This window comes from Sulfitobacter sp. OXR-159 (genome assembly GCF_034377145.1).
Lineage (GTDB): Bacteria > Pseudomonadota > Alphaproteobacteria > Rhodobacterales > Rhodobacteraceae > Sulfitobacter.
In genome coordinates, this window is the sequence record NZ_CP139707.1 from 2,509,035 (window position 1) to 2,532,346 (window position 23,312).

The 23,312-nt window shown below is 63.9% G+C and carries 20 protein-coding genes; 6 read left to right on the forward strand and 14 right to left on the reverse strand.

Annotation, left to right across the window (positions count from 1 at the left end; translation table 11 throughout):
• Nucleotides 1-131: 131 nt before the first annotated feature.
• Nucleotides 132-392 carry a hypothetical protein gene (locus T8A63_RS12890; RefSeq protein WP_300055299.1) on the reverse strand — a complete coding sequence of 87 codons (261 nt, stop codon included), beginning with the start codon at nt 390-392 and terminating at the stop codon, nt 132-134.
• Nucleotides 389-3,316, reverse strand: a complete 2,928-nt coding sequence (gene ileS / locus T8A63_RS12895; RefSeq protein ID WP_322344034.1) for an isoleucine--tRNA ligase — start codon at nt 3,314-3,316, stop codon at nt 389-391. Before ileS ends, T8A63_RS12890 begins: the two co-directional genes overlap by 4 nt.
• 371 nt (nt 3,317-3,687) lie before the next feature.
• Between ileS and T8A63_RS12900 the strand changes: the two genes are divergently transcribed.
• Nucleotides 3,688-4,437: a Crp/Fnr family transcriptional regulator gene (locus T8A63_RS12900; protein ID WP_082849462.1), complete on the forward strand. Its 750-nt coding sequence runs from the start codon at nt 3,688-3,690 to the stop codon at nt 4,435-4,437.
• Here the strand turns inward: T8A63_RS12900 and T8A63_RS12905 are convergent.
• The 4 genes from T8A63_RS12905 to T8A63_RS12920 are packed head-to-tail and all read right to left on the reverse strand — an operon-like array spanning nt 4,434 to nt 9,709.
• Nucleotides 4,434-5,591: a glycosyltransferase gene (locus T8A63_RS12905; RefSeq protein ID WP_322344035.1), complete on the reverse strand. Its 1,158-nt coding sequence runs from the start codon at nt 5,589-5,591 to the stop codon at nt 4,434-4,436. The two genes, T8A63_RS12900 and T8A63_RS12905, sit on opposite strands and share 4 nt — an antisense overlap.
• Complete coding sequence (locus T8A63_RS12910; RefSeq protein WP_322344036.1) at nt 5,588-6,532, reverse strand: glycosyltransferase family 2 protein; 945 nt, start codon at nt 6,530-6,532, stop codon at nt 5,588-5,590. Before T8A63_RS12910 ends, T8A63_RS12905 begins: the two co-directional genes overlap by 4 nt.
• Nucleotides 6,504-7,661: a glycosyltransferase gene (locus T8A63_RS12915; protein ID WP_322344037.1), complete on the reverse strand. Its 1,158-nt coding sequence runs from the start codon at nt 7,659-7,661 to the stop codon at nt 6,504-6,506. The genes T8A63_RS12910 and T8A63_RS12915 overlap by 29 nt, the downstream gene beginning before the upstream one ends.
• Nucleotides 7,658-9,709, reverse strand: a complete 2,052-nt coding sequence (locus T8A63_RS12920; RefSeq protein WP_322344038.1) for an HAD-IIB family hydrolase — start codon at nt 9,707-9,709, stop codon at nt 7,658-7,660. Before T8A63_RS12920 ends, T8A63_RS12915 begins: the two co-directional genes overlap by 4 nt.
• A gap of 146 nt (nt 9,710-9,855) precedes the next feature.
• On the opposite strand from T8A63_RS12920, the gene T8A63_RS12925 reads away from it, so the two are divergent.
• On the forward strand, nt 9,856-10,635 hold the full coding sequence (locus tag T8A63_RS12925; protein WP_322344039.1) for a sulfotransferase: 780 nt from the start codon (nt 9,856-9,858) through the stop codon (nt 10,633-10,635).
• 4 nt (nt 10,636-10,639) lie between these two features.
• On the opposite strand, the gene T8A63_RS12930 is transcribed toward T8A63_RS12925, so the two are convergent.
• The 3 genes from T8A63_RS12930 to T8A63_RS12940 are packed head-to-tail and all read right to left on the reverse strand — an operon-like array spanning nt 10,640 to nt 13,532.
• Nucleotides 10,640-11,644, reverse strand: a complete 1,005-nt coding sequence (locus T8A63_RS12930) for a TIGR01620 family protein (protein WP_322344040.1) — start codon at nt 11,642-11,644, stop codon at nt 10,640-10,642.
• Nucleotides 11,644-12,108 (reverse strand): GNAT family N-acetyltransferase, encoded by a 465-nt coding sequence (locus T8A63_RS12935; RefSeq protein WP_322344041.1) that lies wholly within the window; start codon nt 12,106-12,108, stop codon nt 11,644-11,646. Before T8A63_RS12935 ends, T8A63_RS12930 begins: the two co-directional genes overlap by 1 nt.
• Nucleotides 12,105-13,532 carry a YcjX family protein gene (locus tag T8A63_RS12940; protein ID WP_322344042.1) on the reverse strand — a complete coding sequence of 476 codons (1,428 nt, stop codon included), beginning with the start codon at nt 13,530-13,532 and terminating at the stop codon, nt 12,105-12,107. Before T8A63_RS12940 ends, T8A63_RS12935 begins: the two co-directional genes overlap by 4 nt.
• A gap of 89 nt (nt 13,533-13,621) precedes the next feature.
• Between T8A63_RS12940 and truA the strand changes: the two genes are divergently transcribed.
• Complete coding sequence (gene truA, locus T8A63_RS12945) at nt 13,622-14,395, forward strand: tRNA pseudouridine(38-40) synthase TruA (RefSeq protein WP_322344043.1); 774 nt, start codon at nt 13,622-13,624, stop codon at nt 14,393-14,395.
• A 175-nt stretch (nt 14,396-14,570) separates the two neighbouring features.
• On the opposite strand, the gene gndA is transcribed toward truA, so the two are convergent.
• Nucleotides 14,571-16,019 carry an NADP-dependent phosphogluconate dehydrogenase gene (gndA, locus tag T8A63_RS12950; protein WP_322345723.1) on the reverse strand — a complete coding sequence of 483 codons (1,449 nt, stop codon included), beginning with the start codon at nt 16,017-16,019 and terminating at the stop codon, nt 14,571-14,573.
• Nucleotides 16,020-16,154: 135 nt separating this feature from the next.
• On the opposite strand from gndA, the gene T8A63_RS12955 reads away from it, so the two are divergent.
• Nucleotides 16,155-16,616 carry an NUDIX hydrolase gene (locus T8A63_RS12955; protein ID WP_300055264.1) on the forward strand — a complete coding sequence of 154 codons (462 nt, stop codon included), beginning with the start codon at nt 16,155-16,157 and terminating at the stop codon, nt 16,614-16,616.
• Between the two features lie 163 nt (nt 16,617-16,779).
• Nucleotides 16,780-18,261, forward strand: coding sequence for an inorganic phosphate transporter (locus T8A63_RS12960; protein ID WP_322344044.1), 1,482 nt, complete (start codon nt 16,780-16,782; stop codon nt 18,259-18,261).
• Between the two features lie 19 nt (nt 18,262-18,280).
• On the opposite strand, the gene T8A63_RS12965 is transcribed toward T8A63_RS12960, so the two are convergent.
• The 3 genes from T8A63_RS12965 to T8A63_RS12975 all read right to left on the reverse strand — a co-directional run bounded on the left by T8A63_RS12965 (nt 18,281) and on the right by T8A63_RS12975 (nt 21,464).
• The gene (locus T8A63_RS12965; RefSeq protein WP_322344045.1) at nt 18,281-19,315 is read right to left on the reverse strand and encodes a 2-dehydropantoate 2-reductase; all 1,035 of its coding nucleotides are present in this window, start codon (nt 19,313-19,315) and stop codon (nt 18,281-18,283) included.
• Entirely contained in the window at nt 19,312-20,217 is a 906-nt protein-coding gene (gene argF, locus T8A63_RS12970) for an ornithine carbamoyltransferase (RefSeq protein ID WP_067627797.1), read from the reverse strand. Before argF ends, T8A63_RS12965 begins: the two co-directional genes overlap by 4 nt.
• A gap of 71 nt (nt 20,218-20,288) precedes the next feature.
• Nucleotides 20,289-21,464 (reverse strand): aspartate aminotransferase family protein, encoded by a 1,176-nt coding sequence (locus T8A63_RS12975; protein ID WP_322344046.1) that lies wholly within the window; start codon nt 21,462-21,464, stop codon nt 20,289-20,291.
• 363 nt (nt 21,465-21,827) lie between these two features.
• Here T8A63_RS12975 and T8A63_RS12980 point away from each other — a divergent pair, with 363 nt between their 5' ends.
• Nucleotides 21,828-22,442 (forward strand): GcrA family cell cycle regulator, encoded by a 615-nt coding sequence (locus T8A63_RS12980; protein WP_067939078.1) that lies wholly within the window; start codon nt 21,828-21,830, stop codon nt 22,440-22,442.
• A 74-nt stretch (nt 22,443-22,516) separates the two neighbouring features.
• Here the strand turns inward: T8A63_RS12980 and T8A63_RS12985 are convergent, their stop codons facing one another.
• Complete coding sequence (locus T8A63_RS12985; RefSeq protein ID WP_067939085.1) at nt 22,517-23,299, reverse strand: SseB family protein; 783 nt, start codon at nt 23,297-23,299, stop codon at nt 22,517-22,519.
• Between the last annotated feature and the right edge of the window lie 13 nt (nt 23,300-23,312).

Consider the following 23,312-nt stretch of genomic DNA (forward strand, 5'->3'; position numbering starts at 1 on the left):
TGCGAAAGAGCGCTTAGGGCATCGCCCCCTCTGGAGGGAGGGAGGGCGACGCTCGTGGTTCCCACGGGCGGGGCATTGGTGACCAGAAAAAGAAAAACGGGCGCCGGTTATCCCGACGCCCGCAGCCCCCCTTACTGAACGTGGCGAACTAGCCGCCAACGTTTCTCTGGGCCGAACTGTTCTGCAACGCCGTCACACTCAAGCATTGCAAGGACCGTTCTAGAAATGTGACCCACATGTTCGACATGTCCGCCGTAGATACCCAAACATTTTCCGACATCCACATTTCTCAGCCCTTCTTCAGGGCCATTTTCAAGTACAGTTCTTACTGCTGCCTTCAATGCCGCCAGCGCCCCCTGTGCCGTTTCGAAAGCCTCATTGATAGTTTTCATGCTGTTTCCTCCGCCAAAGCCTCACGCACCGCCTCATCACAGCGCCCGCAAACGCCGGGATGCTCATGCGTGCCGACATCCGGCAGCACCTTCCAGCAACGCTCGCATTTGGCGCCTTCGGCCTTTTCGAACACCACAGCCACGCCTTGCGCCTCGGGCATGCGGAAAGCCTCAGCCGGGGCCGCGTCGCCGGTTACGGTGATGTCCGAGGTAATCGCCACATCTTCGAAAGACACGCTCTCCAACGCCTCGCGCTGCGCCGCGTCATCAACATGCACCACAGGGGCCGCTTCGAGCGAGGCACCGATCACCTTCTCGGTCCGCTGCACCTCCAGCGCCGCCGTCACCACACGGCGCGCGGCACGGACCTTGGCCCATTTCGCCGCCAGTTCCGGGTTTAGCCATGCTTCAGGCGTTTCGGGCATATCCACCAGATGCACCGAGGAGTCGTCGCCCGGGAAGCGCTCCAGCCAGACTTCCTCCATCGTGAAGACCAGCACAGGTGCAAGCCATGTGGTCAGACGGTGGAACAGGATATCCAGCACCGTGCGCGCGGCACGGCGGCGCAGAGTATCGCCATCACAGTAGAGCGCATCCTTGCGGATATCGAAGTAGAACGCCGAGAGATCGACCGTGGCAAAGGTAAAGACCGCCTGGAACACGCCCTGAAAATCAAAGCGCGCAAAGCCGTCGCGCACCACCTTGTCGAGTTCCGCCACCCGGTGCAGCACCCACCGCTCTAGCTCCGGCATATCTGCCGGATCAACCCGGTCCGCCTCGCTGAAATCATTCAACGCGCCGAGCATATAGCGCATGGTGTTGCGCAAGCGGCGATAGCTGTCGGCCACGCCTTTGAGGATCTCATCCCCGATCCGCTGATCGGCGGTGTAATCGGTCTGCGCCACCCAAAGCCGCAGAATATCCGCGCCATATTGCTGCACAATTTTCTCGGGTACGATGGTGTTGCCGATGGATTTGGACATCTTCATGCCCTTCGCGTCCAGCGTGAAACCGTGTGTCACCACGTTGCGGTAAGGCGCGCGACCCGTAGTGCCCACAGACTGCAACAGCGAGGAGTGGAACCACCCGCGGTGCTGGTCGGTGCCTTCCATGTAAACGTCTGCGATGCCGTCCTCGGTCCCGTCTTCACGGTCGCGCAGGGTGAAAGCATGGGTTGAGCCGCTATCGAACCAGACGTCGAGAATGTCAGTCACCTGATCGAATTCCGCCGGATCGACGATACCCTCAAGGAAGCGCTCTTTGGCCCCGTCGGCATACCACGCATCCGCGCCTTCGGCCTCAAAGGCCTCGACGATGCGCTGGTTCACTTCAGGATTGCGCAGCAGGAAGTTCTCATCTGTCGGCGCCACACCCTTGCGCACGAAGCAGGTCAACGGCACGCCCCAGGCGCGCTGGCGGCTGAGCACCCAGTCGGGCCGTGCTTCCATCATCGAATGCAGGCGGTTGCGGCCAGATTTCGGCACCCAGTTAACCTTGTCGATGCAAGTCAATGCGCGTTCGCGGATGGTCTTGCCGTTCTGGTCCAGCCCGTCGCCGACAACCTTGTCGATCGCGGCAAACCACTGCGGCGTGTTGCGGTAGATCACCGGCGCCTTGGAGCGCCAGCTATGCGGGTAGCTGTGCTTGATCTTGCCACGCGCCAGCAGCCCGCCGACCTCAACCAGCTTGTCGATGATCGCGCTATTGGCGTTGCCCTCTTTGCCGTTCGGCTTGAGGATTGCCTTGCCGCCAAAGAACGGCAGATCGTCGCGGAAACGGCCGTCTTCCATGACGTTATAGGTGATGACCTGCGGCAGCATGCCCAGATCGCGGTAAAGCTCGTATTCCTCCAGACCGTGCGACGGCGCGCAATGCACGAAGCCCGTACCCTCGTCCGAAGTCACGAAATCGGCGGCACGGAAATCTCGCGGATCATCCCACTCGCCCTCCGCCCCTTCGGCGCCGGCCAGCGGGTGCAAAAGCGAAATCTTGGCCAATTCGTCATTCTCGACACCGCGCACACGGCTCCACATGCCGTCTTCCAGACGGGCACGGGCGAAGACATCCGCCGCCAGATCATCGGCCAGCAGGAAACGCTCGCCCACATTGGCCCAGCATTCGTCCGGTGTGCTGGTCACTTCGTAAAGGCCATAGGAAATGCCCTCGCCGTAAACCACGGCCTTGTTCGAGGGCATGGTCCAAGGCGTCGTGGTCCAGATCACCACCTGCGCCCCGTCCAGATCGCCCTCGGTCCCGACCACCTTGAACTTCACCCAAACGGTGTGGCTTTCCTTGTCGTGATACTCAACCTCGGCCTCGGCCAGCGCGGTTTTCTCAACCGGCGACCACATCACAGGCTTGGAGCCTTGATAAAGCGTGCCGTTCATCAGGAACTTCATGAATTCCTCGGCGATGACACGCTCGGCATGGAAATCCATGGTCAGATAGGGGTTTTCCCAATTGCCGGTGATGCCCAGACGCTTGAATTCCTCGCGCTGCACGTCGACCCAACCGCGGGCGAACTCGCGACATTCGGCGCGGAATTCATTGATCGGCACCTGATCCTTGTCGCGGCCCTTCTTGCGGTACTGCTCTTCGATCTTCCATTCGATCGGCAGGCCGTGGCAGTCCCAGCCAGGGATGTAGCGCGCGTCATAGCCCATCATCTGATGGCTGCGCACAATCATGTCCTTGATCGTCTTGTTCAACGCGTGACCGATGTGCAAATGCCCGTTGGCATAGGGAGGGCCGTCATGCAGCGTGAAGGGCTGACGCCCCTCTTTCTCGCGCAAGCGGTCATAGACGCCGATCTTCTCCCACCGCTCCAGCCAGCCGGGCTCGCGCTTGGGCAGTCCGGCGCGCATGGGGAAATCGGTCTTGGGCAGGTTCAGCGTGGCTTTGTAGTCGGGGGTCTCGGCGCACATGGGGAGCGTCCTTTAGGCATATGGGGGTTATTCAATCTCGGTCGGTGCGAATGGCTCAAGCACCTCGGCCCGGCGTCTCAATTGCTCAGAGCGCCGGGGATATAATTCGAATAATGATCGCGGTGAGGCGTGTCATAGGGGCGCTTATAAACAGCCCCCCCTGCCCCGACAAGCCCCGGAAGAAGCGCAACAATCCGTGCTGAAAATCCCGCCACATGCGCCGCCCGCCAAACTTAACATTTTTTATGATCCCCGGCCTTCCCTTGAATTTTTCGGCAAAATCAGCATCATAAGCCTTTCGATAAAAGATATAGCCCGCGGACCCTGCATTTAAGGACCCGCGTCATTTTCATTGGGCGAAAGACTTACGTGTGACGATCAAAGACTCCTTTTACAACGATATGTCGGTCAAGCCCTGTGGCATGGTGGACCATCTAGACGGTGCGCAATGGGCTAGGCTTGCGCCGCTGTTGACCCAGCACAAGCAATTTACGCCGGGCGCCGTGATCAGCCGCAGGGGTGATTTCTTGGATTATAGCCTGCTGCTGCTGGATGGGCTCATCGCCCGCAGCGTGCCCCGCGGGCAGCGCGCGCGGAGCACGTTCGTCGCCCTGCAGTTCCCCGGAGAGTTTGTCGATCTCCATGCCTTCCCGCTCAAACGGCTAGACCATGATGTCATTTCGCTGACCGATACGCGGGTCGCCATGATCGCGCATGAGCCGCTGCGCGAATTGCTGAATGGCGATGTTGAAATGGCCCGGAAACTCTGGCTCATGACTTTGGTCGATGCCTCCATCCACCGCCATTGGGTGATGCGCAACAGCGCCATGCGCGCGCTCGCGCGGGTCGCGAATTTCCTGAGCGAATTTGATGCCCGCATGTCCGCCGCCTACGGTATGGAGCGTCAAAGCCTGCCCTTCAGCCTGCGCCAGACCGACATCGCCGATGCTACCGGCCTCACCTCGGTGCATGTCAGCCGAACATTGCGCGAATTGCGCGAACACGGCTGCTGTGCGGTGACGGGCGGCAAACTGCTGATCCATGACCGCGCGGGGCTGCATAAGGTCGGCCAGTTCGAGCCTGCATACCTCTATATGCCGCAGTCCGAAGCGGCCCTTTAACCTGCCTCTGCCAAAGGCCGATCCGCACCCTCCACATGCAGGGCGATCGCCGGATATGTTCTGTGCGGCACCACCGCGTCGCCCTGCGCTAGGGCCGCGTGATAAAGCCGCTCGAACTTTGTCACCATCGCCTGCGCATCAAACAGCCGCGCCACACGGGCGCGCGGCACCTCGGCGGGGATCGCGAGCGCCTGTCGCAGTGCCTCAGCCAAGCTCTCGGGGGTGTCATCCCCAGCAATGACACCCGCCTCGCCCAACACTTCTTCAACCGCCCCATGCGGCGTTGCCGCCACTGGCAGGCCCGTCGCCATCGCCTCTACCGCCGCGAGGCCAAAGGGTTCCTCCCACTGCGGGGTGAAAAGCGCCACCGACGCCCTGCCATAGGCCCGCCCAAGGACCTCTGTATCCAGATGCCCAACATAGGCCACATCGTCATAAAGATGCGGTCTTACCATATCGTTAAAGTAGTCCTGATGCTCCACCACGCCGTAGATGCGCAGCGGCACCCCTGCGATCTGCGCCGCCTCTGCCGCCAGATGGGTGCCCTTGGTCGGGGTAATGCGCCCGGCCCAGACAGCGCTTCCGTCGCCCGGCCCGCCTTGGGGCCATTCGGATAGGTCGATCCCGTTGTGCACCACATGCGCCGTTTCCGGCGCGCCCTCGGGCCACCAGATGCCGCGCTGCCGGGCCGACACCACAGAGGACAGATGCCATGGCGCCGCCCCATCCATCAACGCGCCGCGCAGCACCTTAAAGGGCGGAATATGCAACGAAGTGACCATCGGCAGCCGCTCCGCCCGCGAGAGCCGCGGAAGGTAGCGGTGCAGCGCGTTGTTGTGTACCACGTCAAAGCGCCCCTCCAGCAGCAGCCGAGCGGCGCGGGCATAGCAGGCATCGAGGTGGTCGTTCAGCGCATCGGTGCCGTGAAACTCATGCCACGGATAGCGTGCGTCGTAATGCGTTTCGCAAATCGGCAGCAGTTTGACCCCAGGCGGCAAGCCCGTTGCACTATCGCCACTGGCCAACAGGGTCACGTCATGGCCCCGCTCGGCCAGCATACGGGCAAGGCTATGGGTAAAAGCCTCCATCCCGCCCTTAAACGGCGGGGCGATGGGGTGCCGAATATGGCCGACGATGGCGATGCGCAGGGTCATTCCGCCGCGATCCGCTCTTCGCCCCGGAGGTGGCGCAGCACACGCGCGGTATTGGCATAGGGCTGGTCTGACTGCTGTTCACAAAGCGCAAAATCATCCGCATCCGGTTCGCGCAGCTGCACCAGCGTATCGCCATCAGCCCCCACCAAACCCATCAGGCGAAAAGCGGTGAGCCAGTGGTTCATGGTGCGGTGACCCCATTTGTCAGCAAAGATCTCGGTATTGCGCAGGATCGACGGGATGTGGTGGATCGGCGGCATGCAATGCGGGTGATGCTGGTGAAACACCTTCGCCCCCTTTGCCCAGTGGATCGGCACGCCGCGTTCATCCAATTCGCGGCCAAAGTCGGTATCCTCGCCCCCGTAGCCGGTGAAACGTTCGTCAAACCCGCCGGAGCGGTCCCAATCCGCGCGGTGAATGGCAAAGTTCAGCGACCAGAAGCAGCGGTAATCGTTGCAGCGCTTCAGCCCTTCTGCGGGCGGTCCTTGGCGGTCGGAATGGCGCACGGCCACGGTTTTGAGCGTGTCATAGCTCCATCCCTCGGTCGCCGTGCCCGCGGGGAGGTAATTGACCTCGCCCATGATCAGCCCGTTGCCCGGCACCGCATAGCCCATATAGTCGGCGATCAACTCTGGGGCCGGAATGCAATCCACGTCGAGAAAGACAAGGCAATCGCCCATGGCCTCTGCCGCGACGGTATTGCGCGCGCGTGACAGCGGCAATTCGCGGCCCGTGACCTGCACTTGTCGGATCGGGAAATCGGTCTGCGGCAGATCGTCATAAAGCGTGTCTTGCATGACCCCGATCACCAGTTCATCCGGCTGTCGGGTCTGACGGGTCAGGCCAAGGATCACATTGCGCAGATGCGCCGCCCGCCCCCGCGCAAGCGTCAGCGCGCTGACTGTGGTGGTTTCAGGCACGGATGGGGTGAACGACGTCATGTAAATCTCCGGTTTCATTGGATGTTTCGGATAGCAACTGATCGGTCAAGCCGGTCAGCCAACGGGCGGTCTGAGCCGCGGCATCTTCATCGACCAGGCCGCGCTGCAGGGCCGGGTTATGTGTATCGAACGTGCGTTGGATCGCCGTGCGCCATGCCGCGGCAGAGGATGGGAAGTGCGGCAGATGATGCGCCGCCCCTGCGCGGTGCAGCGCCGCGGCCTTTTCAATCTGTTCATCGAAATAGCGCCACTCCGGTACGGCCAACCACGGCGTCTCGGCAGCGAGGATCTGATGACAGGTGGTATTGCCTGTCGAGGCCACGACCATATCCGCCGCCGCCAGATAATCCGCCGCGTTATCGACCCAGCCGTGATGGTGCAGGTTCGCAGGTTCGGTCGCGTGCCAATCCCGCGCCATCCGACCGATGGTGACAAATGCCGTCTCAGGCAGCGCCCGCGCCGCGATGCCAAAGGGCGCCGAGGCAAATCCGGTGCCGCCCCCGCCTGACATGACAACCACCATGCGCTGATCCGGCGCGATGCCAAGCTGGTCGCGCAACATGGCGCGCCGCGCCGGATCGGGGCGTTTTACGTCGACCCCCAAGCCCCCTGCGAAATGCGTCTTTGCCATATGCCGTGCGGGCCAATCAGGCTGCGCCAGCGCCTTTGCGGCAGGACACAGCAGTCCGACTGCCCCGTCATAGGCCGCCTGATGCCCCGGATCGCTGCGCAGACCGTGTTGCAATACTTTGACATGTGGCACCGAACAGATCCGTGCCAATTGGGCCACTTCAGCCGAGACATCGCTGATCATCAACACCGGATTGGCGCTGGCGAACCAAGAGGCCAGTTGCGCCATGGCCTGCCGAATACCCGGCCAGCCGAGCGGCGCGCAATGCACCGTATCCGGCGCGTTGGTGGTATCGTTGATGTCTTCGTTTCCTGTGGGCTCAAAGAGCGACGGCAAGGCAATAACCTCAACCTGCCGGGTGAAGGCCGGAAAGATATCGGGCTTGGCGCAAAAGACGGTCACCGGCTGGCTCTCCGGCAGCGCGTTGACCACTGCGGCGCAACGTTCCGCATGGCCCCGGCCCTGATGGTGGACGAAGTAACCGATGGGCCGGGTCATTGCGCCACCATCTTGACCGGCGGCTCCATCGCGTTGAGGGTGAAACCAAAGGTTTCAAGCCCCTCCAAAACCCCCGCCGCATGGGCCGCGCGGGCATGGTAGAGCCGCCTACCGCTCAGACGTTCGCGCAGCCCGTCCATTGCATTGCCGACCAAGATGCCACGGCCCGGCCCATCCTCCACGGCCTGCAACATATCGAAATCATTGCCACTGTCCCCGGCCACCACGACCCGGTCCATTGGCATGCCCAACCGCCGCGCCGCGGCACAGACCGCAGGGCCCTTGCCCGCGGCCAGAGGCAAGACATCAATCAGCCGCCCGTGGGAGGCCACGATCTGCGCCGCCACGCCGCGCCGTGCCAGATGCCGTTCCAACCGGCGCGCGGTGCGCATGTCGCCGAAACCGCTGAGCTTCCAGCGCCGCTGTTCGACCCGTGCCTGCCAGTTAAAGCCGAACTCCTTCAGCGCGCGCTCCACCCGGTCGCGCTGCCATCCGGCGTCGAGTTTTTGGGCGAAACGCTCATCCAGACAAAGCCGTCCTTCCGCATCGGCCAGATAGACCTCAGTGCCGACAGAGGTGATGAAAACGCGCGGGCTTGGCAGGTTCCAATCGCGCAGAATGCGGCGGGCCTCCGGCAGGCTGCGGCCCGTGGCCACGGCAAACATCGGACGGTCGCGGGCGATCCATGCGTTGAACAAAGCAGCAGAAGGCGCGCAGCCGGTCAGCGTGTTGTCGATGTCGCTGGCCAGCATGACCGACGCTTGCGCCGTCACTGGCGCGGGGTTGCAAACCTCCTCGCAGATATGTTGCACCTCTTCGGCCCATTTCGACCAATCGTAACGCCCGACATGGGCGCGCCCGGCTCGTGCAGCCTCGGCCCAGAACGCAGGCTCGTCCAAAAGCTTCAACAGCGCCGCCTCTATCGCCTCCACATCGCGGGGCGGCACACAGATGCCATGGCCAAGGTCCGCCACGATATCGGCAGGCCCGCCCTCTTGCGTCGCCACCACCGGCAATCCATGAGAGGCCGCCTCCAACATGGTCAGGCCAAAGGGTTCATGCAGCGCGAGGTTCACGAAAACCCCGCCCGTCTGCGCCGCGCGGTCATAAAGTGCGGCCACATCGCCCTGCGTATGACTGGGCGGCAATGCCACCTTGCCCCGCAACGCTGGCACCTCCAGCGTCTCGCGCAGGCGGGTCAGTTCCGCGCGGGCCTCTGCATTCGCCTGCAGCGCATCGCCGTGCTGCCCTGCGAGGATCACAAGGTTCGCCCGCGCCTGTAGCGCAGGGCTGTCCGCATAGACCCGCGCCAAGGTTGCAAGGTTCTTGCGGGCCACGGGGCGCGCCACGGCCAGCAGCGTAGGGCGGTCGGGATCGCTCAGCCTATCCGCCAGCAAGGCGCGGCCCGCCCCGGCCTCTGCCGGGCGGCGCAGCGACACACCCGGAGAGACGCGGTGCACCCGCGCCTGCGCATCCGCCCCATAGGCGGCGACCTGCACCTCTGCCTCATCGCGCGAAGACAGCACCACCGCATCCGCCTCTAGCAGCGCGCGCCGTTCCGCCGCGATCCGGTCGGTATCTACTGCAGACCCCGATTTGCTCAGCGCCAGCGAATGCGGGGTATAGATCACCGGGATGCCGAACCGAGCGCGCGCCGCCAGTGCCAATTGCGCCGCATCGGCAAAATGCGCGTGGATCACATCCGGCAACCCCTGCGCCTGCGCCAAATCCTCTAGAAAAGCATCCACCAGTGCGGGAATTTCCGCGGCAAGGTTTTCTTTGCTTAGATACCCCCGCTGCGCGGTCCAAAGCCGCCGGATCGACAGGCTGCGGCTGACCTGCTGCTCGGCCTGGGCGTGAACCGCCCCGAGCGCCGGCTCATCGAAAGCACGGGTCACGATCTGCAGTGCATCCACATCACCCCGTGCCGCCTGCGCGCGCGCGGCCCCCAAGATATAGGCGATGTGACCGCCGGTATCTTCGGTCACGCCATAGTTGACAGACGGCGCTGTGAGGCAGCCCCCGAGGGCAATGTGGCAAATGAACATGAGCGGGTCTCCTTATGGAGAGGTGACCCCCCTCGCGCCCCCTCCGTTCCGATAACAAATGTTAATGCAAACATTTCTCGACGACGGGCATGGCGGTCCTAGCTCCTAGCCACTGTACCCTGCCCAGCCCCAATCAGAGCCCGCCAATGCCTTCCCAGCCCCCTCCGCGCTATCTGTTCATCGGCGGGCTGCACCGCTCTGGCACGTCGTTGGTCAATCGGCTGGCCAATGCCCTGCCCGGCGCGGGCGGCATCACCGGATCGGCAGCGCCCGAGAATGAAGGCGTCTACCTGCAAGGGGCCATCCCCCATACGGCGCAATCCGGACGGCCCATGCATTTCGCCACCAATCCACAGGAACATCTGACCGAGGCCCACCCGCTCAACACTTTGGAGACAAAGACCCGGCTGACGCAGGACTGGGCGCCGTGGTTCGCCCCCGACCTGCGCTGGCGGGTCGAGAAATCGCCGGTGAACCTGACCCGCATGCGGTTGATGCAGCACCTCTTTCCGATGTCGCAGTTCATCGTGGTTCTGCGCCACCCCGAAGTGGTCGCGGCCTCCGTCGCCGCATGGGTCGATGCCCCGCCACAGGCGTTGATCGATCACTGGATCGGGGCGCAGGCGCAGATGTTGGGCGACCTGCCCTATCTTCATGCGGTGATGGTGCTGCGCTACGAGGATATCGTCGCCGACGCCCCCCGCGCCCTGCGCCGGATCGCGCGTTTCATTGACCTCTCCGAAGCGGCGCTGCCCGAAGGCATCGCGGATGGAAATCAAAGCTATACCGGGGTCCCGCAGATGACGGCGGAACAGGCGGAGGAAGCCGCGCGGTGGGGCTATGCCCCCGGGTTGCAGGTCTCACCTTGGCCCGGCCTGATCCAACACCCGCTGCGCGCCGTGCGGGAGGCGGTCGCAGCGGCCTGATCCGTTAGCCGTTGCCAAACACCCCGGTCAGCGCACGTTTGACGATGCCCCGCACGCCGGGGCGTTTTTCGCGGGCAAAGGGCAGCGGGCGGCAGACCTCGATCGCGGCCACCCCGACCCGAGCTGTCAGCGCGCCATTTACCAGCCCTTCGCCAAAACGTCGGCTCAGCTTGGCCACGATGGAGCCCCCCAAAAGCGGCTCAATCAGGTCGTCGCCCACCGCCACGGCCCCGGTGGCGACCAAATGCGACAGCACTGCGCGGGTCAGCCGCCACGAGCCGAAAAAGCCCGAACGCCCGCCATAGATCTCGGCAATGCGGCGGATCATCCGCAGGTTGCTGCTGAGCGCCGCGGCCACATCAGCCAGCGCCAAGGGGACCAGCGCGGTGACGGCGGCGACCTGCCGGGCGGCGGCCTCGACCTCGCGGGTGGCGGCGCGGTCGAGGGGGGCTAGAACCTCGCTCTCGGCCAGCCCTAGCAGCGCCTCGGCATCGAATTGATCGCCGCGCAGTTCGGTCAGCCGGTCGCGGCCCCAGCGGGTGTCTTCACGGTGTTTGTAAAGCGTTTCCAGCCGATCCGTCACGCTGCGTGCGGCGGATAAATCCCCCTGTGCCAGCGCCTCGCCCGCGTCATGGCGCAGCCCGTCCAGCCGCGCCAGACGCCCAAAGGCCGCCATTTCGCGCAGCGACAGCAGCAGTAGCACCAGCAAGAACGCCCCAATCAGCAGCGTCATCGCCCAGCCCAGCAGCGGGTAGCGCGCCATCAGGTCGGTCACAAAGGTCCAAGCCGCGATCGACACCAGCGCCGTCACCAGCGCACCGGCCAGCGCCCAGAACATCCGCACCAGCCGCGAGGGTTTGCGCGCCGCGAGCCGTGCTGCGATCTGCATCGCTTGACCCTTGGGCGGCGGCGCTTCGACGTCCAACTCCGGCACGGCTGGCGCGTCGGCGACCGAGGGCTGGGGCTTGGCGTCTTCTTCTAGGTCAAACAGGATCGGTCCCCGGGCCATCAGGCGGCCTCCCTTTGCCAGTGCAATGTAAGATCGGGCAGCCCTTCGTCATTGGCGCTGCCATCGCCGCGTGCGGTTTCGGCAAACCCGTGGTGGCGGTAGAAAGCGATGGCCTCTGCATTGGCCTGAAATGTCCAGCAAGTCAGTGCCTTATGGCGCGTCTTTAACCTTCGCAACAAGGCCGATCCGATGCCCCGTCCCCGCGCCGCCTGTGACACATAAAGCGCATCCAACTCCCCGCCCTCACAGGCCGCGAAACCGGCGATCCGGCCTGCCTGCTCGGCCACCGTGACCCAGCCGCGGGCGATCATAGCGTCAGCGTGGGCGATATCCTCAGCCGCCGTATGAATGCGCGGCAACCATTTAGTATCGCGGGCAAAATCGCTCATGATGCCGCCCACGGCACCCGCGTCTAGGGGTTGCGCCGGGCGCAGGGTGGCGGGGCGGGTCAGCACCGCGGTCATAGTCGGTCCCCGATCAGAAACTCCGCCGCGCGGTCGAGCCGGATATGGGGCGGGCCGTCGCCGGGGCGCAGGTCCAACACCGCCGGCGCAAAACGCATGATCTGGTAATCCGCGCCCAGCCATTCCTGCGCGCCCTGCCGGGCGGGGGTCAGCAAATGCGCCGGGTCTTCAGGCAACTCTCCGGGGTAGAATGCCGCCTGCCGCCCGCGTGTTTCATCGTCGTTCAAAAGCGTGCCGCACACCACGTCGAGCGGCTCACCGCCATGGGTCATCACGTCTTCGGTCGTGGCGCGCAGGCTGGCGATGGCCATCGCCCGCGTGCCCGCGCCTGCGTATTGCGCCCGGTCCCGCGCGTCGCGGATCAGCGCCTGCATGATGCCGCTCAAGCGGGGGTGCTGGCTGTGATGCAAGTGGTCGGCCTTGGTGGCCGCAAACAGGATTTTCTCAACCCGCTTGCCGCGCAGCAGGCTGGTCAGGAAGTTGTTTGTCCCCGGACGGAAGGCGCCCAGAATATCGGCCATCGCGCCGCGCAGGTCTTCGACCGCCCGCGGCCCTTGGTGGATCGCGCCAAGCGCGTCGACCAGCACCACCTGCCTGTCGATCCTAGAAAAATGATCCCGGAAGAAGGGCTGCACGACCTGTTTCTTATAGGCCTCGAACCGCCGCGCCATCTCGCGGATCAGCGACTTACGCGGTGCCCCGTCGGAGCCCGGCAGCGGCGCGAAGGTCAACACCGGTGAGCCTGCAAGGTCACCGGGCAGCAGAAACCGCCCCGGCGTACAGTCGGAATAGCCATTGGCGCGGGCGGTTTGCAGATAATCGGCAAAGCTGTCGGCAAGCCTGCGGGCGGTGGTTTCTTCCAACTCGGCATGGGGGTCGGTCTGCCCGGCCAGCGCGCGGTAGCCCGCCGCCTCCTCACGCGAGGCGATACGCTCAATCACCTGCGCCGACCATTCGGCGTAGGTGACATCCATCAGCGCCAGATCAAGTAGCCATTCGCCGGGGTAATCCACGATATCCAGATGCAGCGTGCGTGGCCCTTGCAGCCCCGCCAGCAACCCATTGGGCCGCACCTTGAGCGACAGCCGCAATTCCGAGATCGCCCGCGTGCTTTCCGGCCAATGCGGCGTCTTGCCGGTCAGCGCGGCGAGGTGGTTCTCATAGTCAAAACGCGGCACGGTATCGTCGGGCTGTGGCTGCAAAAACGCCGCCTCTATCCGCCCTTCGGAGGCCGCAAGCAGCCCCGGCATCCGCCCCCGGTCCAGCAGGTTCGCCACCAGCGAGGTGATGAAAACCGTCTTGCCCGAGCGCGCAAGCCCGGTGACGCCCAGCCGGATCACCGGCTCGAAAAACGTCTCTCCCACCGTGTCGGTGACATTCTCAAACTGCCGCCAAATGCCGTCGGCAATGCCTGTGATACCCAAAGCTGCGCCCGTCCCTTTGTCTTTGCCGTTAACATAGGGTCGGCAGCCGGGGATTGCCAGAAGCGCCCGCCCGCGTTAATGCCCCGTCCATGCCCAGATATGCCTTGAAAATCGAATACCACGGTGCGCCCTTCAATGGGTGGCAACGTCAGGTTGACCAGCCCACAGTACAAGGCGCGATCGAGGCCGCCTTGGCCAAGTTGGAGCCGGGCGCGCATACCATCGCCGCCGCCGGGCGCACCGATACCGGCGTGCATGGGCTGGCGCAGGTCGCCCATTGCGACATGGCCCGCGACTGGCGGCCCTTTCGTCTGGGCGAAGCGCTGAATTATCATCTGAAACCGCAGCCCATTGCGATCACCGATTGCGTACTGGCCCCCGATGATTTCCACGCCCGTTTCTCGGCGCTTGAGCGGCGCTATCACTTCCGCATCCTCAGCCGCCGCGCCCCGGCGGTGCATCAGGCGGGGCTGGTTTGGCAGATCAAACATGGCTTGGATTTAGAGGCGATGCAGGCGGCGGCGGATCTCTTGGTGGGTAAACATGATTTCACCACCTTCCGCTCAACCGTCTGTCAGGCGGAAAGCCCGGTGAAAACACTGGACCGCTTGCAGGTCTCGCAGGTCGAGACCATGACCGGAACGGAATATCATTTCGACGTGCGCGCGCGGTCTTTCCTGCACAACCAAGTGCGCAGCTTCGTCGGCTCGTTAGAGCGTGTCGGCGCGGGCTCTTGGAGCGTGGCGGATATGGGTGCGGCGCTTGCGGCAAAGGACCGTGCAGCCTGCGGGCCGGTCTGCCCGCCGCAGGGGCTTTATCTGGCGCATGTGAGCTATCCGGTGGACCCGTTCGCTAAGGTGTGACGAGGACCATCGCCTGCCCGCGCGGTGGCGATGCTACGGTATCTTCATGCCACTTTATGGCGCAACCATGGGAGGGCTTTTAGTCGTGTTCCGCCCGTGGCTAAATCGCCTCCCCGACCGGGCGGGCAGGCGATGGTCCGGCGCCTTCGGCTTGTTTCCGGACCCGTAAGCACCCTTACGGCAAAGGCGTCCACGTCCCGTGGAACTTGCCCTCTTCGCTTATCCGCTCGAACCCATGCGCGCCGAAGAAATCGCGCTGAGCTTGGATCATATTGGCCGTGCCGCGCGCCCGGCGCATGCTATCATACCACGCGAGCGCCGCCGACAGCGCAGGCAGCGCCACGCCGAGCAGCGCGCCCGCCGCCACCACACGCCGCAACGCGGGAACGCTCTCTTCCAGCCGTTTGCGCATGGCGGGGGCAAGGATCAGATGCCCGCCCGGCAACTCACCCCGGAAGGCATCGGCAAACTCGTCCAACAGCGCCGAGCGGATGATGCAGCCCGCCCGCCAAATCTCGGAAATACGCGCCATATCGAGGGACCAGTCGAACTCCTCCGACGCCGCCGAAAGGATGCGAAAGCCCTGCGCGTGGCCGATGATCCGCCCGGCCAAAAGCGCCATCTCCAGATCGTCCACCTCAGGCAGTGGCGCGTCTTGCACGCCCTCTGGCAGCAGCGGTTCGGCCATCTCGCGCACGGCCTTTTCGCTCGACCAGCCACGCGCGCCGACGGCGGCTTCGATGGTATTGGCCGATTGCCCCATCTTGAGCGCTTCGATCAAGGTCCAGCGCCCAGTGCCCTTTTGCCCCGCCTGATCGCGGATCACGTCGACCATCGGCGTGCCGCTTTGGGTGTCGACTGACAAAAGCGCGGCTGCCGACACTTCGATCAGATAGGAATTCAGCGGCCCTTTGCGCCAGTCGGCGAAAAGGTTGCCGATCTCTACCGCGCCCTGCCCGCCTGCATCCCGCAGCAGGCCGTAGACTTCGGCGATCATCTGCATATCGGCATATTCGATACCGTTATGCACCGTCTTAACGAAATGCCCCGCCCCGTCGGGGCCCAAATGCGCCACGCAGGGGGAGCCTTCGAAATGGGCGGCAATCGTCTCGGCCATCGGTTTGAACTGGGTCCACGAATGTTCGCTGCCGCCCACCATCATCGACGGGCCATTACGCGCCCCGGCCTCTCCGCCCGACACGCCCATGCCGACGAAGTGCAGACCGGTGCCGTCCAATGCGGCACTGCGGCGGCGGGTGTCGTGGAAATCGGCATTGCCGCCGTCGATCAAGGTGTCGCCCTCATCCAGCAGCGGTTTGATCGTCTCGATCATCGCATCGACCGGCGCGCCAGAGGGGATCATGAACAAGATGCTGCGCGGGCGGGCGATGGCGGCGACGAAATCTTCCAGCCGCTCGGCCCCGATCAGTCGCTCAGCCAGCGGGCCGGCCTCGTCAAGGAAAGGCGCGATCCACTCTGTCTCACGATTGCTCACCGCCACGGTAAAGCCGTTGTCGGCCAAGTTCAGCGCCAGAGCCGAGCCCATGGTGCCTAGCCCGTATACCCCGATATCGGCGCCTGCCCCCCGTGCCGCGCCCCCGTCCGCCTGCGTGCCAGTTGCCATAACGATCATGCCTCATTTCTAGCCGGTCATACTGCAAGCCCGCCGATCCGGCGCGCCGCAGTTTGATTTGCGTTCGGGAACACTATATAATGCGGGGATAACAAGAAAAACACCCGACCGAGGCATAGTTCTGTAATGACACAAGTATTTAGACGCGCTTGGGAGGATATGGTCCTTCCTATTTTCAAACGTCCCCGCCGCGTGCAGGTTGCGGCCCTTTGCTACCGCGACACCGAGGCAGGCAAAAAGGTGCTGCTGATCACCAGCCGTGACACGGGCCGCTGGATTTTGCCCAAGGGCTGGCCGATCGACGGGTTGGACGGTGCCGGAGCCGCCTTGCAAGAAGCATGGGAAGAGGCCGGGGTGACAAAAGCCGACATCGAATCCGATCCGATGGGCATTTTCGACTATGACAAGGGTCTCGGCGAAGGCTTGACCGTGCCCGTGACCACACAGGTCTATCTCACCCGCGTGCGCGATCTAAGCGAGGAATACCCCGAAGCGGGCATGCGCAAGCGCGCGTGGTTCACACCACAGGAGGCATCCGAACTGGTGGATGAGCCTGATCTTAAAGCAATCTTGACCGCCTTTCACTAAAGTCTAGCGGCACCGGGCCTCTGCTCGGTGCCCCATTGCCCTTCTCCCACCCCCAATGCCGCCCCCGCCGAATGTTACAATTTTGTGACAGGGTGACTTGCGCCCTCGATAGCCTTATGTCACCCCCCGCTGAACGTTAGGATCGTTGGGAGATCATACAGGAATGGCAACGGAACCGCAGGGCAGCCAGTGGAAGACGCTGGACAAGGACCTCAACCGCATTTCGCAAGTCGAACTGGCCGCGACCTATGTCGCCCGCCCTCTTGTGGCGCCGGGCATTGCGCTGGCCTTTATCGTGGTGGCAGGTGCTGTTGCGGCGGTCTTCTTCGGGCATCAGCCCTCTAGCTTTGTCGTGATCGCGGCGGCGATCTTCGGCGCTTATATGGCGGTGAACATCGGCGCGAACGACGTGGCCAACAACATGGGCCCCGCTGTGGGGGCCAATGCGCTGACCATGGGCGGGGCGATCGTGATTGCGGCCTTGTGCGAATCCGCCGGTGCCTTGCTGGCGGGGGGCGATGTTGTCTCGACCATCTCCAAGGGCATCATCGACCCGGCCAGCGTGGCCGACACACGCATCTTTGTCTGGGCGATGATGGCAGCGCTGGTGTCTTCCGCGCTTTGGGTAAACCTTGCCACATGGGTCGGCGCGCCGGTGTCGACGACCCATTCGGTCGTGGGCGGTGTCATGGGCGCGGGCATCGCGGCGGCGGGCCTCGGCGCGGTGAACTGGAGCTCGATGAGCATGATCGCCGCAAGCTGGGTGATCTCTCCCGTGTTGGGCGGTGCGGTGGCGGCGATGTTCCTTGCGTTCATCAAGGCACGGATCCTGTATCAAGACGACAAAATCGCCGCCGCGCGCACATGGGTGCCGGTGCTTGTGGGTCTGATGGCCGGGGTCTTTGCGGCCTATTTGGCGCTGAAGGGCCTCAAGAAAATCATCAGTATCGACATGCCCATGGCCTTGATCATCGGGCTGGTGACGGGGCTGGTGGTCTATGCCATCTCCGCCCCGCTGATCCGCCGCGCGTCCGAGGGGATGGAGAACCGCAACCGCTCGGTCAAAACGCTTTTTGGCCTGCCGCTGGTGCTGTCTGCCGCCCTTCTCAGCTTTGCGCATGGGGCCAATGACGTGGCCAATGCGGTGGGGCCGCTGGCGGCGATCGTACATGCGACAGAGTTCGGCGGCTTTGAGGATAAGGTCAGCATTCCCACATGGGTCATGATCATCGGCGCCTTCGGCATCTCCTTTGGTCTGTTCCTTTTTGGGCCGAAACTGATCCGTATGGTCGGCAGCCAGATCACCAAGCTGAACCCGATGCGCGCCTATTGCGTGGCCCTTTCGGCGGCGATCACCGTGATCGTGGCAAGCTGGCTGGGTCTGCCTGTGTCCTCCACCCATATCGCCGTGGGCGGGGTCTTTGGCGTGGGGTTCTACCGTGAATGGCATATGGAGCGGCGCTTGCGCCGTATCGGCGGCCAAACCAACGAAGTGAAACGCATCGCCAAGGAAGAGCGCCGCCGCCGCAAGCTGGTGCGCCGGTCGCATTTCATGACCATCGTCGCGGCTTGGGTAATTACCGTGCCCGCCGCGGCCCTGCTCTCTGCCATGGTCTTTTGGGTGCTCAACACCCTCGTGAACTGAGGTCAGGCGCGTCCGCGCCTCACCCTTTCCGCTGGTCCTGCCCTGCTGCCATCTCGGCCCGCAAGGCGGTGACCGGCAAATGCGGCAGCCCCTCGCCTGCAAGCTCTGCCCAGCCCATCACCCGCAAGACCATATCCGTTACCGGTGTCGCCCGGCCAAGCGCCTGCCCGCGGCGCTGCACCTCGCCTTGCAACGCGTCGATCTCGGTCGGGCGGCGCGCGGCAAGGTCTTGCGCCATGGAGGTCCGCGCCTGCGGATCAATCTGCAACATGGCCAAGGCGATGCGTGTGAACAGCGGTGTCGGCAGGCGCAACAGCGCCGGGACCAGACGCGCCGGGATTGGCGTGGTCATAGCGGGGCGGATCTTCTCTGCCCGCAGAATGGCAAGCGCCTCGGCCCATTGATCGGCCATCAGCCGCCGCCACGCCCGATCCTGCAACTGCGCTTGCAACGGCAGACCGCTTAGCGCGTTCAGCGCGTTGTTGAGGTTCATCAGGAACTTACCCCATTGCAGGGCCGTGATATCCGCGTGTTCCACCACCTTCAGATCCGGCAACGACAGCCGCGCCGCCAGATCCGCCGGTCCGCCCTCGATCACCAGATCGCCCGAGCTTGCCCGGTGGTAGCACCCCTGTCCCATGGCCACGACGTTGAAGGGCACCAGCCCGGCGCGCAGATCATGCTGCGGCAAGTGCTGGGCCAAGGCCGCGCGGTTGCCCATGCCGTTTTGCAGGCTGATAACCTGCACGCCCTGCGCGCTGTGGCGCGCGATCTGCCGGGCGATGTTTTCGGTGTCGCGCGATTTAACCGTGACCAGCACGATATCGGCATCGCGCAGGCAGGTCTCATCACCCGCAAGGGTCAGATCATCCGCCGAGAGGTAGCGGGCCATGCCGCCAAAATCGGTCAACGTCAGCCCGTGGGTGCGGATCTCGGCCTGAATACGAGGCCGGGCCAGCAGGGTTACGGAATGCCCCGCCCCGGCCAGCAACCCGCCGATGAAACAACCGATCGCCCCCGCGCCCGCGACAACGATGCGGGGGCCGTCGCTCATGCCCCCAGACACCAGCGCATGACAGCTTTTTGGGCGTGCAGACGGTTTTCGGCCTCATCAAAGATCACCGAATGCGGGCCATCCATGACCGAGCTTGTCGCCTCATCATCGCGGTGCGCAGGCAGGCAATGCATGAAGAGCGCGTCAGGTTTCGCCAGCGCCATCAGCGCGTCGTTCACCTGATAGCCACGCAGCTGGTTGTGCCGCCGTTCGCGGGCCGATTGCGGATCATGCATGCTGACCCATGTGTCGGTCACCACCAGATCGGCGCCCTCGACAGCCTTTTGCGGATTGCGTTCGACGGTATAAAGCCCGTCGAGCGCCGCTTCAGGGTCCAGCGGCTCGGGGCCGGTAAAGACGAGATCAAAGTCGAACTGTTTCGCCGCATGGGCAAAGCTGGCAAAGACATTGTTGCCGTCGCCCGACCAGACCACCTTTCGCCCCTTGATCGGGCCGCGGTGTTCCTCAAACGTCTGGATGTCGGCCATGATCTGGCAGGGGTGCGTGCGGTTGGTCAGCCCGTTGATCACCGGCACGGTAGCATGTTCGGCCATATCAAGCAGGGTCTGCTCTTCGAAGGTGCGGATCATGATCATGTCGACATAGCGCGACAGCACGCGGGCGGTGTCGGCGATGGTCTCACCATGGCCCAGTTGCATGTCCGCCCCCGAAAGGACCATGGTCTGCCCGCCCATCTGACGCACGCCCACGTCGAAAGACACGCGCGTCCGGGTCGAAGGTTTTTCAAAGATCAGCGCAACCATGTGGTCTTTCAGCGGCTGATCTTCATCCGGCGCGCCGCGCGGGCGGCCTTGGCGCGCGGCCTTCATGGCGGCGGCGTTGTCGATGATCTGCCGCAAATCGGCGGGGTCGGTTTGGTGGATATCAAGAAAATGGTTCATCTGTCGTCTCTGTCTTGCGGGTTTAAGGCCACGGCCTCCGGTGCCCGAGGAATATTCTAGGTGAATGGCGTTCAGGCCGGGGTCAGCGCGCGCGCGATGGCGTCAAGGCGGGTCACGGCCTCGGCGATCTCATCGTCGGAAATGGTCAGCGGCGGCAGAAGGCGGATCACATTGTCCGCGGCGGGTACGGTGATCAACTCATTGGCATAGCCCGCAGCGACCACATCCGCGTTCGTTACTTTGCATTTCAGCCCCAGCATCAGCCCCGCGCCACGGACCTCTTCAAAGACACCCGGATGGTCGGCCACCAGCCCCTCAAGGCGCTGACGCATCAGCCCCGCTTTGCGGTTCACCTCTGCCAGAAAGCCCGCGTCGGCGACCACATCCAGCACGGCGCAGCCCACGGCACAGCCCAGCGGGTTGCCGCCATAGGTCGACCCATGGGTGCCCGCGGTCATGCCCGAGGCGGCCTTCTCCGTGGCCAGCACCGCGCCCAGCGGAAAGCCCCCGCCGATGCCCTTGGCGACCATCATGATATCGGGTGTCACCCCGGCCCATTCATGGGCAAAGAGCCGTCCGGTCCGGCCCACGCCGCACTGCACCTCGTCCATTATCAGCAACAGCCCATGTTGGTCACATAGCGCGCGCATCTGCTGCAACTCGGCGTCAGGCACGGCGCGGATGCCGCCTTCGCCCTGAACCGGCTCCACCATGATGGCGGCGGTTTTATCGGTGATGGCGGCCTCCAGCGCGTCACTGTCGCCAAGATCGAGATGTACGAAACCCGGCAGCAGCGGGCCGAAACCTTTGGTCATTTTCTCAGACCCCGCCGCGGCAATCCCGGCAGATGAACGGCCGTGGAACGACCCGCTGAAAGTGATGATCTCAACCCGCTCGGGCTGGCCTGCTTCATAGAAATACTTGCGCGCCATCTTCACGGCCAACTCGCAAGCCTCGGTCCCTGAATTGCAGAAAAATGCCGTGTCGGCAAAAGTCTCGGCCACCAGCCGGTCAGCCAGCGCCTCTTGCTGCGGGATGTGGTAAAGGTTTGACGTGTGCCACAGCGCTTGGGCCTGATCCGTCAGCGCCTTCACCAGCGCTGGATGCGCATGACCAAGCGCGTTCACTGCGATCCCCGCGCCAAGGTCGAGAAAACGTCGCCCATCCGCCTCGATCAGCCATGTGCCTTCGCCTTTGACAAAGGTCAAAGGGGCGCGATTGTAGGTTGGCAGAACGGAAGGGATCATCTGTTTGTCCTTGAAAGAGGGCCGCGTCACGCCGGTAAAAGGGCATGGGGCTGGCGTAGGGTCAATGGGATTTGGTTGTTTTTGAAAGGGTGCAGCATGTCTGCTGCGGGATCAGGCCATCACGCCGCCCCCTAAAGGGCGCCATGTTTATCGAACGAAGCGTCGTCGGATGGAATATGTGGCACATTTGATCATGGGCCTTGCATAGCCGCCCTTCATCCCCCACGTAAAGCCCCAATCGCAGCGCGCCGCACTCAAGGGGCATCGGCGCTTGCACCTGCGGCCCCAGAAGATAAAATGGGGGCCGATACACTGACAAAGCGGTCCGGGCTATGGGGCCGCTTTTTAACTGGGGAACCCCGTATGTCCTGGACTGATGAGCGCGTAGAGACACTTAAAAAGATGTGGGGCGAAGGCCAGTCCGCCAGCCAGATCGCGAAAGAACTGGGCGGGGTGACGCGCAATGCCGTGATCGGCAAGGTGCACCGTCTGGGCCTGTCGAACCGCACCGCCGGGGCACCCGCCGCCGCAGCGGCCGCCAAGCCAGAGCCCAAGGCCAAGCCCGCAGCGCCCAAGGCCGAGGCCAAGCCAAAGCCCACCACCAAGCCAGCAGCGGAACCCGAGGTCGAAGCCGCCCCTGCGCCCGAAGCCGAAGAGCCCGCCGCAGCCCCGGCGCCCAAGCCCAACCTGCCCGCGCGCAAACAGATCATCCCCGCAGGCCAACCGCTGCCGCCGCAGCCTTCGGCCAATGAGATCAGCCCAGAGGCGCTCGCCAAGGTCAGCGAAATCGAGAAGAAGGCCAAGAAGATCGGCCTGATGGAACTGACCGAGCGGACCTGTAAATGGCCCGTCGGCGACCCCGCGACCGATGACTTCTGGTTCTGTGGCCTGCCCGTGCAACAGGGCAAACCCTATTGCGAGGCCCACGTCGGCGTCGCCTTCCAACCCATGAGCGCCCGGCGCGACCGCCGCCGCTAAGACCGGCGCGATGGAATGAAAAAGGCGGGTGGGTGTGATTGCCCTGCCCGCTTTTTCTTTGCCTCAAGGCACAATCAGCGCAGTTTCGGAGGCTTTGCCGGATCACTGCCGGGGGCCATCCGGGGCGTGTTCTGCAAAGGCTCCATTTGTGGCAGGTCAAAGCGCAGACCAACGCGGGCCAGTTTTTCGACCACCGCATCCTTGGGACCAAAGAAGCCCACATCCATCGCCCCTGCCTCAATTCCCGAGAAGGTCAACGCCTCGGACGCCGCCCGCACCAGCGCATCCTGCGCGCGGGGGATCGCGCCGACGAAGGCCAGCAGATGCCCGCGCCCGCCGCCGGTATATTCAACCCCAACGAGGAACGCGCCTGCCGCCATGCCGGTGGCCGTCGCCAATTTCGCATCAATCGCGGCGATCAGCGTCTCAGGCAAGCCCTGCGGCGGGAACACGCGGTCGATGCCTGCCTCCACTTCGCCCGGCGCATGGGCCAAGGTGCTGCGCAGCCAGTCCATCGCCTCGGCAGGCAAGAGGATCTCCGACGGGGCCACGCCGATGTTCACCGCCATGCCAAGCGGCTGCCCCTCCAACATTGCAGCAATCGCCCGGCCCGAAAGCGCCACATAGGGAGACGCCTCTCCCACATGAGCCGAGAGCCGCGCGGCGCGGTCGAAGACCATGACATAGCTATCGTCGAGCAGCACCGGGCTGATCTGATCGCCCTGCGGTTCATCCTCCAACAACATGAAAAGCTCAACATCGGCGATACGCTCGTAAAAGCGGAGGCGGGCGGCGTCATCCTCGGGGGCGGCCGTCATCGCGGCATGGGCTTGGTCCAGCGGGGTCGGCTCAATCAGCCGGGCTGTCTTG